This is a genomic window from Hyphomonas sp. (assembly GCF_965284475.1).
In the GTDB taxonomy this organism is placed as follows: Bacteria; Pseudomonadota; Alphaproteobacteria; order Caulobacterales; family Hyphomonadaceae; genus Hyphomonas.
Window position 1 is genome coordinate 740,838 of sequence record NZ_OZ260087.1, and the last position, 12,904, is coordinate 753,741.

At 51.1% G+C, this 12,904-nt stretch carries 13 protein-coding genes; 4 read left to right on the forward strand and 9 right to left on the reverse strand.

Annotated elements, in window-relative coordinates:
- Nucleotides 1-58 precede the first annotated feature (58 nt).
- From ACQ66M_RS03450 to ACQ66M_RS03475, 6 genes are all read right to left on the reverse strand, one after another.
- Entirely contained in the window at nucleotides 59-1,558 is a 1,500-nt protein-coding gene (locus tag ACQ66M_RS03450) for a hypothetical protein (RefSeq protein ID WP_430401875.1), read from the reverse strand.
- Nucleotides 1,559-1,822: 264 nt separating this feature from the next.
- Nucleotides 1,823-2,959, reverse strand: coding sequence for a dTDP-4-amino-4,6-dideoxygalactose transaminase (rffA, locus tag ACQ66M_RS03455; RefSeq protein WP_430401877.1), 1,137 nt, complete (start codon nucleotides 2,957-2,959; stop codon nucleotides 1,823-1,825).
- A 10-nt stretch (nucleotides 2,960-2,969) separates the two neighbouring features.
- Nucleotides 2,970-3,842, reverse strand: coding sequence for a class I SAM-dependent methyltransferase (locus ACQ66M_RS03460; RefSeq protein ID WP_430401879.1), 873 nt, complete (start codon nucleotides 3,840-3,842; stop codon nucleotides 2,970-2,972).
- The gene (locus tag ACQ66M_RS03465; RefSeq protein WP_430401881.1) at nucleotides 3,839-4,255 is read right to left on the reverse strand and encodes a GtrA family protein; all 417 of its coding nucleotides are present in this window, start codon (nucleotides 4,253-4,255) and stop codon (nucleotides 3,839-3,841) included. The genes ACQ66M_RS03460 and ACQ66M_RS03465 overlap by 4 nt, the downstream gene beginning before the upstream one ends.
- Nucleotides 4,252-5,178: a hypothetical protein gene (locus ACQ66M_RS03470; RefSeq protein WP_430401883.1), complete on the reverse strand. Its 927-nt coding sequence runs from the start codon at nucleotides 5,176-5,178 to the stop codon at nucleotides 4,252-4,254. Before ACQ66M_RS03470 ends, ACQ66M_RS03465 begins: the two co-directional genes overlap by 4 nt.
- Nucleotides 5,175-5,840, reverse strand: coding sequence for an acetyltransferase (locus ACQ66M_RS03475; protein WP_430401885.1), 666 nt, complete (start codon nucleotides 5,838-5,840; stop codon nucleotides 5,175-5,177). Before ACQ66M_RS03475 ends, ACQ66M_RS03470 begins: the two co-directional genes overlap by 4 nt.
- 345 nt (nucleotides 5,841-6,185) lie before the next feature.
- On the opposite strand from ACQ66M_RS03475, the gene ACQ66M_RS03480 reads away from it, so the two are divergent.
- The 4 genes from ACQ66M_RS03480 (at nucleotide 6,186) to ACQ66M_RS03495 (ending at nucleotide 9,386) form a co-directional block, all read left to right on the forward strand.
- Nucleotides 6,186-6,881: a WbqC family protein gene (locus tag ACQ66M_RS03480; protein WP_430401887.1), complete on the forward strand. Its 696-nt coding sequence runs from the start codon at nucleotides 6,186-6,188 to the stop codon at nucleotides 6,879-6,881.
- Nucleotides 6,878-7,810, forward strand: coding sequence for a glycosyltransferase family 2 protein (locus ACQ66M_RS03485; protein ID WP_430401889.1), 933 nt, complete (start codon nucleotides 6,878-6,880; stop codon nucleotides 7,808-7,810). The genes ACQ66M_RS03480 and ACQ66M_RS03485 overlap by 4 nt, the downstream gene beginning before the upstream one ends.
- A complete protein-coding gene (locus ACQ66M_RS03490) occupies nucleotides 7,807-8,631 on the forward strand; it encodes a phytanoyl-CoA dioxygenase family protein (protein WP_430401891.1) in 825 nt (274 codons plus the stop codon). The genes ACQ66M_RS03485 and ACQ66M_RS03490 overlap by 4 nt, the downstream gene beginning before the upstream one ends.
- Before the next feature lie 128 nt (nucleotides 8,632-8,759).
- Nucleotides 8,760-9,386 carry a class I SAM-dependent methyltransferase gene (locus ACQ66M_RS03495; protein WP_430401893.1) on the forward strand — a complete coding sequence of 209 codons (627 nt, stop codon included), beginning with the start codon at nucleotides 8,760-8,762 and terminating at the stop codon, nucleotides 9,384-9,386.
- A gap of 253 nt (nucleotides 9,387-9,639) precedes the next feature.
- Here ACQ66M_RS03495 and ACQ66M_RS03500 read toward each other — a convergent pair whose 3' ends face one another.
- From ACQ66M_RS03500 to ACQ66M_RS03510, 3 genes are read right to left on the reverse strand one after another with little or no spacing between them, the layout of a single operon-like run.
- Nucleotides 9,640-10,572 carry a Gfo/Idh/MocA family protein gene (locus ACQ66M_RS03500; protein WP_430401895.1) on the reverse strand — a complete coding sequence of 311 codons (933 nt, stop codon included), beginning with the start codon at nucleotides 10,570-10,572 and terminating at the stop codon, nucleotides 9,640-9,642.
- Nucleotides 10,573-10,591: 19 nt separating this feature from the next.
- Nucleotides 10,592-11,881 carry a polysaccharide ABC transporter ATP-binding protein gene (locus tag ACQ66M_RS03505; protein WP_430401897.1) on the reverse strand — a complete coding sequence of 430 codons (1,290 nt, stop codon included), beginning with the start codon at nucleotides 11,879-11,881 and terminating at the stop codon, nucleotides 10,592-10,594.
- Nucleotides 11,882-11,893: 12 nt separating this feature from the next.
- A complete protein-coding gene (locus ACQ66M_RS03510; protein ID WP_430401899.1) occupies nucleotides 11,894-12,766 on the reverse strand; it encodes an ABC transporter permease in 873 nt (290 codons plus the stop codon).
- Nucleotides 12,767-12,904: the final 138 nt, after the last annotated feature.

Here is a 12,904-nt window from a genome sequence, read left to right on the forward strand (position 1 = left end):
TGTGCTGTTTGTACCTGATGGGTCGAGATTTCCCGTGTAATGCTCGCCTCTCTTTGTGTCACCGAATGCGTTTATATGTTCCGGATTCCTCCATCCTGTAGGCGATGGTTACCCCCTGATCATCGTCTATGTAATTTTCGACGCGCGTGGCGACGCCCCCTTTCACAATAGACATTATGGGCGCATCCGGATTGTCGGCGAAATATCGATTGAGACCGGTGCTTCTGAACGTGTTACTCATTCCACCCAGGACTCCAGTCTCGACTATCAGCACGACGCGATCTCCGTCACGCCATGTCTTGCTTTCGTGTTGAATCAGAATCGAGAACAGTTTCTGCTGTTGTGCGATTTCTTCATACTCGGGCATTTGTCGGCTATAGGTCTGGACCGTCAGAAATGCGGCGACGAATATGAGAAGATAAGCACCTCGTTTACTCACCACGAAGTAAACCAACAAATAGCTCATAGCGCTCAGAAAAATCATGTGAGGAAAATAATGCCAGAGATGGGTTCGTGTGAGAGCGGTGTATGGCCCAATCGAGAGAACCACGCACACACTCACAAATAGTATAAAGCCGAGAGGGGTTTTGAGCCGCGACCAATCAAGGCTCCTGCGGTGTAGCTTGAAAGCAGCAAGAAAATACAAACTAAGCGTAATAACGATAAATCCGATCGACACCCAGAGCGGAATTTGCAGTGTCAGTTTGCCAGTGCCGATCATCGGATCAAAGTAGCTGACGACTGCTCTGTTGATAATGCTAAGCCCATTCAAAAACATGGTTTCCAAGCCATAATTTACACGACCCGGCATTGCCTCGTAAGGACTGGAATACGTTTGCAGCACCCAAGCCGCCTGCAACAAGATGACCGCTCCACTGCAAAAAAAAAGCAATCGGCCACGATGCCCCTCAAAAGCTCTGCAGTGGATAAAAAGCCAAATTATCGCGGCGAAGGAAAAGAGAAACCCAGTCTCAACAAACGTAGCTGACAGGAGAAGCAAAACCGTCATCGAGAGGACAAGCCATATGGTCGTTTTGGCGGGTTGTCCGCTACGGATATATGATCCGATCAGCACTGCGGAGAAGAACAATATGAAGTAGACGATGTTATACGACCCGTTTGTGAATAGGACGAGCACCGGCGAAAAAGGCGTAACAAACGAAAAGATGGCAGTGAGGACGCTGAAGTTTTGGTCCTTCGTTATTCTATAGACCAGAAGACCAAATATAGCGCACGCGAGAGAAAAGCTGCAGAGATAAATAATCCGCAAGAGGACGATATCATTCGAAATGTCAGCAAGAAGCCGATAAAAGATCAGGCCTGCGGAGCTATCTAAATCTGCCGATTCGAAAGCCGGAATGAAAGCTGCCAGGTCATTGAACGACCTACCATGGATCGCTCTTTCGAACATGAATGCATCATCCAAGATGAGACTCTTCGATAGGATGACTTTCCATTTAAAAAAGAGCTCAAAAAGCAGCAGTCCCATCGACGATGCGGCGAAGACAAAAAACTGATCACGCCATGCGCCAGTTTTTAAGTTCAAGCGAATGTTCATGCGCCCACGGTCCTGCTTCCAGCAATTCTCTGGTGTCATGTTCTGCTGGCTGACTGGCCCTGCGCTAACTGCTTTTGCTAGATCATTTAAATCGAACCAACAGAAAGTGCCTCGGCGAGCGAGTCAAGCCCGGCTTCAGGTTTGATACCGAGAATATGGTCGGGCACAACAGATCTGCAGAGATCGTCGCCGTTCGGATTTGAATGTGAGCTTCAGGCATCGAGCCCCAATCTGGTAAATTGCAGATATGGCAACCTCACCGGCTCAAGACAGTTCCGCTTTAATGATATCAATAACCCTATCTTGCTGTTGTTCGGACAAACCGAACCAAAGAGGCAGACGAAGAAGTCGACTAGCAGCACTGTCAGTCACACTCATTGCACCGCTGGTTCGACCAAAGCGCATTCCTGCCGGAGATGAGTGCAGGGGGACGTAGTGAAAAACTGTCGATATGCTGGCTTTTCGAAAAACGTTTAGCAAAGAATCGCGCGCATTTTCCGTTTCAAGTAATATGTAATACATGTGCGCATTGTGCGCGCACGCCTCGGGGACGCTTGGACGACTCAAAACACCCTGCTTTTCAAGCTCCGCGAGAAGCTCGTGATATCGGGCCCAGCATCGCAACCTTGCGTCAGTAATTTCGCGCGCTTGTTCAAATTGCGCCCAAAGAAACGCTGCGATAATCTCTCCAGGCAAGAACGACGATCCAAGGTCCTGCCAAGAATACTTGTCGACCTCCCCGCGGAAAAAGCGGCTCCGATCCGTGCCTTTCTCACGGACGATTTCCGACCGGTTCTCGAATGCGGGACGATTGACGATAATAGCTCCACCTTCTCCCGAAATGACATTTTTTGTCTCATGGAAACTGAAGGCACCAAAGTCACCCATGCTGCCTAATGGGCGTCCCTTGTACGTCGCCATAATAGCTTGAGCTGCATCTTCTACCACTGCCAAGCCGTTTCGATCTGCGATGCCTAAAATGGTATCCATCTCGCAAGCAACACCCGCGTAATGGACCGGAACGATAGCCCGGGTCCGCGACGTGATCGCAGATTCAATCAGCTTCTCGTCCAAGTTCACTGTGTCCTCGCGAATATCCACGAAAACTGGGATGCCTCCACGCAAAACAAATGCATTCGCTGTGGAAACGAATGTGTATGAAGGCATGATGATTTCATCACCAGGCTGAATATCGAGCAAAAGTGCGGCCATTTCCAATGCGGCTGTGCAAGAATGCGTCAATAAGGCCTTGCTGCCAGTCTGCTCAGCAAGCCACGCATGGCATTTCTTCGTAAACGGGCCGTCTCCCGCGAGTTGACCCTTTGCCTGGGACTCAGAAATATACCTCAACTCATTACCGGTGAGGTGCGGCCAATTGAATGGAATGTGAGCGTTGTTCACGGCGCTATTCCTATTGCTTCCGAGCGACCAGAAGACGCGTTCCGCCGATTGGAAAATTAACTCCCAAGCGGATGAGAACAATTTCAAATGATAGCATGAGATAAAAAATGCTGTTCAGCCACGATGGTATATCGAGTTCTTTCGTTGAGTCGAAACGATCCGCAGACTGTTTTTTACCGAATTGTCGTGAGGCGAACATCGCTGGCATCAACGTCGTCACAAATGATGTGGTCCTCTCAATCTTGAAGCCCGCTGCCCTGACCTTGCGATGCAGCTCCTTGGCGGAGTAGCGTCTTTGGTGGCACGCATACACATCTGCTTGGCTCCAGAGCCGCTTGTGCTGAGGTACGGTCAAAATCAACCTCCCGCTATCTCCAAGCGCCTGATAGATTTGCGCAAGCACGAGTTCGTCGTCCTTGATGTGCTCAATGACATCGAAAGCACCGACCACATCAAACTCTTCGACATAGGGTATACTGCGCGCATCCATCTGTACGAACGTGGCGGACGGCACGCGTTGCGCCGCAATGTTTAACCCGTCGACAAATAGCTCACTACCCGTGGCAACAGTATCCGGGTTCTGCTGAACTATGGCAGAAAGGACGTATCCTGTGCCGCATCCAATCTCCAGAAACGAATGCGGCTGTACACAATATTTCTTCATCGCCCAGAGAATGAGACGATTTCGGGCTCGAAACCAAAAGTTGGCTGGCTCAAGCTTGGAAAGATGTGAAAAATACTCTGGTTTAAAGCCGTCAGCACCTAAGGCGTGGTCAGGTGCATATGTCACAACCCCATCGATGCAGCGCGGTGTGTGGCCGCATGCCGGACACGTTGTATCCGCCGATTCATGGGCATGTTCACAGGACAAGCAACGCTTCATGACGCATCTTCGCCTTGATTCTGGCTGCTCGAAAACACGTAATACTTAGACAACAAGAACAACACTGCGGCCACCACGAAGATTGCGCAGGCTTGAACTATTTGGTGCGCCAGACCAAGCCAGTCGACGAAGACCAGCAATATTGATAGATTAAAAAGGTATCCCAAAAAGTATACGGCGGCGTAACGCACCCCCGCTTGCTTTTTGGAACTAGTTACGCTGAACGTGAACCTCCGGTTCCCCAGGAAGCTGATCAGGGCCCCAACGCCAAAAAGTAGTGTCACCGCAAGCACTGGCTTAACGCCAAGGGATGTAAATAATATGTACACGATGTATCCGATGAAATTCGTCACCATCCCCACAACAGAAAAGCGGAAGATTTGCGCAGATGTGGATTTGGTGATCCAGTTCAATTTGGTTCCAATACAGCGAGCCCGAACCCAGATCGTCCGTATCCATTCCCATTGTAGAGCATCCAGCGTTCGCCCCGATGGTCAAAAACAAAAGGATAGCTTATCATTTCAGAATCCCAACCGATTGCAGATGTAGAAATACCTGCTTCATCGGGCCGCCAATCCCAGACTAAGCCGTCATCACTCGTAGCGTAACCGATACTATAATTATCGCCCGGTCCGCCTCGATAGGAAACCCACATCTCCAGAGATCCATCTTTGTTGGCAAGGATGCTGGGTCTGGAGAAGGCCTGCGCTATACCAATTTGGTGGCCAAGAACCTGGCCAAGCCGGACCCAGCTCTGTCCATCAGGGGAAAAGCTCGCGTGAATAACATGCAGCATCTCGCCATTTCCTGCATCCCAACTGTGCGTGGCGCCATACCACAATTGAATACCGCGTCCTGGCAGTTCTAGCCCCCACGGATAGGACAAGCTCACGGGGTCGACTTCGTCGACGGTCAGCAGGGGTTGGGAGTGATCCAGCCGCAACGTCAAGTCAGGTTTGACGACCAGTCGTCCGATTTCACCACACCACAACGGTCCATCATCAGCCGGCCGCCACCCCATGAAAAGCAAAACAGTCTCGCCACCCACCCGGCAGATATTCCCGAGACTAATGCCGTTCGCATAAAAGCTGCCGGTTGGACCATGCGTGAACAGGGGAGCGTCGTGATCTTGAACTATACGTCTCGTCAGCAAGTCAAAGTCGACCGCGCCAATAGACGAGCGTTGAGAGCGGTCGCGGCCATTGTAGAAAACCCTAAACACGTCCCCTGTAACGTTGTGTGCGACGGGATTGGCGGCATGCGACGCCAGCTTTGGATGGGCCGCCCCCTCGGATGGACAGTAAATAAGCCCCAGTTTGCGCCAGGAACGCTTCATATTTTCCGCAGTCTAGAACTTGGCACCCGTGATCGTTCTGTTCCCTTGCCGACATAAACACCCTCTGGCTCTGCGTCGTTGAGCATCAGGGCTCCAGCGCCAATAACGCATCGCTCACCTATAACGATGTGGTCCCGCAATGTCGCATTCACGCCTATGAAACACTGAGTCCCAACTTTCACCCCCCCCGAAATAACGACGTGCGAGGCAACAAAACAATGGTCGGCAATCGTTGAGTGATGTCCGATATGATTACCACTCCACAATGTGACGTTGTCACCAATCTTGACATAGGGCTGGATGGTGTTGTCTTCGAGGATAAAGCAGTTGTCGCCTATATTTCCCTCGTTCAGGACGCTTGCGTTTGAACTAATATAGGAAGCAAACTGATAGCCCATCGCTTTCCCCGCTTCAAACTTGGATCTGCGAAGAGCATTAAGGCCTGTATAGCTTAGAGCAATGAAAAGATCATGACTTTCAGGCGGGAAGCGGTCAATCAGGTTCTCAAATTCGATGACCGGAAGACCGCAAAATTCCGATTGGTTAAGAAACGCGGCATCGACGGTAAAGGCGATTACGTCATGATCGCTATCAGCTTCAAAATACATGTGCGCCAGTTGCGCAATGTCACCCGCACCGAAGATCACCAAAGGTCTTGTCATGTCAGATTTTCCAACCAGTTTGCCATTGGCCTTATAGCCTCGAATCGTGGGAGCGCGCTATGTGCGGCTGCATCCGCCTCTTAACGAGCGTCTTGACCTTATGAGCGATTTGCGCCGGACATCAGACAACCTAAACTTGGCTTCAAGTATGGTCACAACGTACTGCGAAAGGGCTGCGGATCAGAGTTTGAGCTCCACTCTCCGCTGAACTTGTTCACCCATACTGACGGGCTTCTGGCGCATTCAGCGCAGCTAGACCTGCGCGTCTATCATGTCTATTGAAAAGTCGATTTCAGGCAATTTAGCAACAAGTATCTTTGCCAACGCTAATTGGGGAGCCCGCATTTGAAAAAGGTCGCCATCGTTCAGTCGAATTACCTGCCATGGAAGGGGTATTTCGATATGATCGCTGCTGTCGACGAGTTCATCTTGTTTGATGATGCGCAATACACGAGGCGCGATTGGCGTAATCGCAATCTCATCAAGACCCCTCAGGGCACAAAATGGCTCACTATTCCTGTCAAGGTGAAGGGCAAGTATGAACAGACGATCAGGCAGACCGAAATCGACGGTATCGATTGGCAAGCGGCTCACTGGACAGCCCTACAACTGAACTACCGACGCGCTCCTTACTTCAATCAGATCTCCGAATTACTTGCTCCATTTTACATGAGGTCGGAAGTAACTCATCTGTCTGAAATCAACAGCAAGCTCATCGGACTGGTGTGCGAGTTTCTTGGAATTGACACCAAAATCAGCTCGACGTCCGACTACGACCTAGCTGCGGGAAGGTCCATTAAACTCGCAGACCTTTGTGTGCAGGCGGGGGCCAGCGAGTATGTGTCCGGGCCAGCTGCCAAGGCCTATATTGACACGAAGGTATTTGAAGAGCGCAGTGTAGCAATCAGGTGGTTCGACTATTCCGATTACCCTCCATATCCACAACTTTGGGGTGACTTCACTCATCAGGTCTCTATTGTCGATCTTCTTTTCAACTGTGGCCACGACACGCCATCGTACATGAGATATGTAAGCCAATGAGACTTTCTGTCGTGACAACGCTGTATCAGTCGGCCGACGGTCTTGCGGAGTTTCATCGTCGGACCAGCGAGGCGGCACGCGAGTTTGCGGGCAATGACTACGAGATCGTACTTGTCCATGATGGCTCTCCGGATGACAGCCTGGCGCAGGCGGTCTCCTTGGTACGGAACGATCCGCACATTATCATCATCGACCTCTCCCGAAACTTTGGCCATCACGAAGCGATGATGACGGGCTTGGCTCATGCTGATGGTGACTACGTTTTTCTGATTGACAGTGACCTGGAGGAAGATCCTGCTTGGCTACGGCGTTTCGCGGATGAATTGAGTAGGACTGACAGTGATGTTGTTTTTGGGGCGCAAGAACGACGCAAAGGAAACCTCTTTGAACGGTCTACAGGGTTCCTGTTCTATCGCGTATTTAATCTCATGTCCGGCGTCAAACAGCCCCACAACATTGTCACTGCTCGCCTAATGACACGCCGATACGTAAACGGATTGCTGGCACATTCTGAACGCGAACTTAACATCGGTGGCCTCTGGCTCATTACCGGATTCAAGCAAACTTTACAATTCGTCGAAAAACTGTCGCTGAGCCCCACCAGCTATTCTCTTTCTCGAAAATTCGATCACTTCGTGAATGCAATAACGTCCTTCAGCAATCGTCCCCTATTCTTGGTATTCTACGCAGGACTGGCAATCTTCGGCACTTCGATTGCTTTCATATCATACCTTGTCTTCATGTACTTTTTCCTTGCCGAGCCGCCCGCTGGATATGTGTCGGTCGTTGCATCGATTTGGTTGTTTTCCGGATTAATCATCCTGTTCAATGGAATCTTGGGGATATATATTGCCAAGGTGTTCTCTGAAGTAAAGCAGCGGCCGCTGACGGTAATCCGTCAAATATATCGATCTTCGGAACCGAAATGACCCAATACCCGGCGATACCAACCTTATCCTACGGGATCTCAAAGCAAAACCAGAGCAAAAGCGATATAGATCGGATCGTCGAGCAAATTCGCGTCGTTGGATATGCCGTTCTCGATTCCGGTTTCGGTGATGATGAGTTACTTAGCATCAGCGAAGATTTCGAAGCCGCCCGCGCAATTTACGTGGATGCACATGGAGAATCCCGACTTAAGGAAATCGACGAGCTCAACACAATAAGGTGCCCATTGTCGCTCGGTTTCGATAGTTTTTTGAAGCTAGCAGTTAATGCGCGTTTATTGACGACAATCGACCAGCTGATCTTCGGAATCTATACTCTCAATCAGCAAAACGGAATTATCAATCCGCCGGGACAGCGCTACAATCAAGCGGCATGGCACCGTGATCTTCCTTATCAGCATTTTGTTTCTTCGCGCCCAATCGCGATAAACGCCCTCTTTTGCGTCGATCCATTTTTGCAAGAGAATGGCGCAACGTTTGTGTTGCCTGCTTCACACAAATCGGAAGAATTTCCGTCTGCTGACTTTGTGAAGGCAAATGCCGTCCAGATCTGTGCGCCAGCCGGAAGCTATATCCTGCTTGATTGCATGACTTACCATTCTGGTGGATTGAACCAAACAGATCGACCGAGACGGGCGGTCAATCATATCTACAATATTCCTTACTTCAGACAGCAAATCAGCATTCCGAGGCAACTGAACCCTGAGACACTTACCGACAGCCAGCGCCAAATATTGGGATTCGGGCAAAGTGAGGATGGTTCAGCGTCAGACTATCTGGAGAGTAAGCGAAAGCGGCTGTGAACCGCGTAACATTCAGTCTCTGCGTTGAGTGAGCTCGGAAGCGGTACCAGGACCATTTCTGGATCAATGGTTCAACAACCTGATGCAGTGAACTATTTATCGGATCAAAGAATGAACAGGCATATTTTGTGATTAAGCGTGCGGATTTGCTAGCAGATATTACGACCTATTATGCGGGCAAGCTAGCCGAGCACGGCAACACTCCTCGTGGTGTTGACTGGAATGGGCTAGATAGCCAGCAGCTGAGATTTAAGCAACTTTGCCAACTGATTGCACCTAATGCACCATACTCAATTGCTGATTTTGGGTGTGGTTATGGCGCACTATACGAGCACCTCAATAGCCGGGGCGATACGTTTGAATACGTTGGAATTGATGCGTCGGAGGAGATGATCGATAGCGCGCGTAAACGCCTCACAGCCAACTCGAACGCGGTCTTCGTTGTTGATTGCAACATCACCCAGCCATTTGATTATGTTGTCGCCAGCGGTGTTTTCAACGTGCACGTTGGTCGTAGCAGCGAAGAATGGGTCGAGTACGTCGAGGACACACTTGAAATGATGTTTTCACAAGCCAAGCTCGGTGTCGCTTTCAACTGCCTGACGTCCTATTCGGACAAAGACAAGATGCGGCCAGACCTTTATTATGCAGACCCATTGTATCTATTCGATCTTTGCAAGCAGCGCTATTCGCCTCACGTAGCTCTTCTCCACGATTACGGACTGTACGAGTTCACAATTCTTGTGCGCAAGTAGTAGCGGCGTAGAAGGGTCACTCCTGCCCGACAGCGACCGGGGCTTGGCGGCTTGGCGTAGAGAGTACAACACGGTAAAAACGTTCAGAGTGATCGGGAACAAACCCCCGTTACCGCTCATGAATCACCTCTGCGAAACCAGCCCACCCAGGTGAGGACGAGCGAAATATTCCAAACCCGAATCAGGGCGCGTTGGGAAGCCATCTCAGAAAGGCTAGACTCGCAAAATACGTGAGGGAGCCACGGATCTCAGTTCATCCCATCTCAATCGGCTCGATGTTAATCAGGCGCGCTAAAGCGAATGCCGCCTCGGTAAGCACAAGCGGTGACAGGTCAAAATCGGTCTGCCCGTTTCGGACCAATTCGGCAAAGTGCTTGTACAGGCTCATATACTCATTGCCTTCGCCGCGTTGCCCTGTCTCACGATCAATGGACATGACGGCACCGCCTTCGGTCAAATCCAGCGTGCTACCATCGGTCGCCTCGAGATGAATGGACCATGTCTCGGTTGTCGTGGGCCTAAAATCGAACACTGCACGAACTTCCGCATGGTCGCCTTTTAAGACGAAGTCTGCACTGAGCGGCATATCAACATTCACCGGCACTTCGAAAACCGGATCGGAAACGCGCCATTCTTGCGGATACAAAGCCGTCAGGATGGACAGTGAGTTGATACCTGGGTCAAATACGCCAAATCCCCCCTTCCGCCACAACCAAACTTGACCAGGATGCCATTTGGACGCGTCTTCAAACCATTCAATGCTTCCACCCTGCAAGGTATGTGCTTGGCACCAGGCCACAGCTTCAGACATCTTTGGGGCGAAGCGCGCATGCCAGCTTGCGAAGATCGGCACGCCTGCTTCGTCGGCCAAATGCTTCAGGACAAGTGCCTCTTCAACCGTGACGGAAGGTGGTTTTTCGAGCAAAATCGCACAACCTCGCTCGCTGGCAATACGACACGCGTTCAACCGCGCACTAGGAGGCGTGCAGATTGCCACGGCATCGAACTTTAGCCCAGCGTCAAACGCCGCTTCCAGACTTGTAAATACCGGAACCGCCGCATCACGACCCGATCGGTTGATAAGCGCAGCAAGCTCGAAATCAGGATTGCTCTGTATAGCCGGAAGGTGCTGCTCCTTGGCAATCTTTCCAACGCCGACGATGGCGATTTTTATGGGTTTGGTCATAAATCCGAAGCCGGTTCAGTCACCGTGTACCAGGAACTAGCCGAGTCACACCCACGTGATTCTCAGGCGTGTCGAGACGGACCCATTTGTGAGGTATGGTAATTGAACCCCATGTCGGATGTCGGGCTTTGCGAACGGCAATGTCTGGATTGGGCTTGCGGAAAAGAAACTCTGGTCCATCGAGAATGGTTAACATCGACTTTAGTTCGCCTGGATTAAGGAACCCAGGGACAACTTCCAGCAGGAAGTCCACTCGGTCCCCCGCGCGAACATCAAATGAATCGGAGGTGATTTGGGTCGACAAGCCGGTGATATAGTGTGTGTTTAGTGCCCAGATCGGAACACCAATAATCAAGGACCTGAAGCCGATATGCGAACGAAACTTAAGTCTTAACCGCAACGGTTCGTTGAAACCAATGCTCTCGACGACATCGCCATGCGCATCGCACCAATAGTGCTCAACTTCTGAAATCGCTTTTGGGTTTTCGAAAACGGGGCCCATGGCATTTATCATCTGCGCGCCCGCGTCCCGTGTCGGTGTATTCGAGTCAAGCTTTTCGTAGATCTCGAGCGCCTCTTCTGGAGCCCCCTCGAAAAAGACCCTCCCCTTGTGCATCACGATCACGCGGTCGCAGAATTTTGCGACGTCGCCCATTGAATGCGATACAAAGACGAAAGCGCTGCGACTGCGCATTTCACGCATTCGCGCGAGACTCTTTTGACGAAACCGGAAATCGCCGACAGCCAGCACTTCGTCGATCAGCAAGAGATCTGGCGCGACCATGGCCATCACCGAAAATGCTAAACGCATTTTCATGCCCGACGAATAGGTAGACAGCGGCGCATCGATTGCGTGCTCGAGCTCCGAAAAGTCGATGATCTCCTGGACCCTGCCCTCCGTCTCCGACCGACGGAACCCAAGCGCTGCTGCGCGCAGGTATATGTTCTCACGCCCGCTCGCACTCCCGCGAAGTCCGGCCTGCAGGTCAATCATGGCCGCTGAGGTACCACGAATCACGATCTCGCCGGCATCGGGCATCAATTGTCCCGCCAACATTCTCAAAAGCGTCGTCTTGCCGGATCCGTTGAGTCCGATGATACCCAGCGCTTCGCCTCGCTTGAGCTCGAACGACACGTTTTCAACAGCCCAGAATTCGCTGACTTTGAGACTACCCACACTGGCATTCCCAATATTCAGGAATGCATTGCGCGCCATTCGCGTCATGCGTTTGCGCGTATCGGCGGGCCTGCGCGCATACAACTTGCCCAGGCTCTTGACCTGCATCAACGTCGTTTCTGTGTCAGACATATCGGCCATAGATCAGTCAATTCCCCGGATGCGGCGTTCCATGATGTAAAAGAAACGCATGGCGATGAAGAACATCACGAATGACACGCAGGCCCAAAACAACAGAATAACTCCATCGCCATGTGTGCCGAAGAACACATAGTCCCGCGCAGCTTTGATGATGAATGCGAAGGGGTTGATCTGTTCAAGCACGACGAGTGGCCCCATGGAGCTGAGAGGAAAAATCACGCCGCTTATGAAGATTCCGTATTGAAGCATAATTGTGACAACTCGGGACACATCCGGGATAATCACGTTAAAAATCGACAGGATGAGGCCCATCGACATCGAAAAGATGATGCCGACTATGAGCGAAGCGACCAGCCCCAGAATATTGAGGTGTGGCCACTGTTGAAAGTAGATCACCATCAAGACAAGGAAGACCATGCGTATTAGGGTATCAAAGCAGAGTTGGCCGAAAGACGAAACCACCGATACGGATATGGGCAGCGAGGTCTTCATTGAGTCCTTGTTACGACTCTTCACCACTTGAATCGGGCCCGTAACCAAGCCTGTCATCAATGACCAGACAGTCACATTGAAGCCAATGTAAATCGCAGGCTCCAGTCCTTCCATCACCGGGAAAACACGGAGGTTCACGAGGAAGATGTAAACCGTGAGCGGCACCAGAGGCAGGACAAGATTCCAGAAAATTCCGAACACTGTTCCGCGATAACTGCTTCGGAAATCACTAATGAACATGCCCGCAGCATGCGATCGGAAGTTCTTGATCTCCCGGAACAACGCGACAATCGCCTCCACTGCGGTCGCTGAGTACCGGGCGTCGGGTGCATATACGCGCTCGACAGGCGTAGCCGCTCCAACTTGTTCCGAACGATTGTTCATTCAACTTTCCAGACTGTTGGCCTACCGTTCAGACGATGACACGGATACCGCGTCCGGAGGTGCCTGACGGTGTTAAAAGTGTCAATATGAGCTAATCGGCTCGTCGCTTCTGGACGTCAAGCGCGTCGGAACATTGAC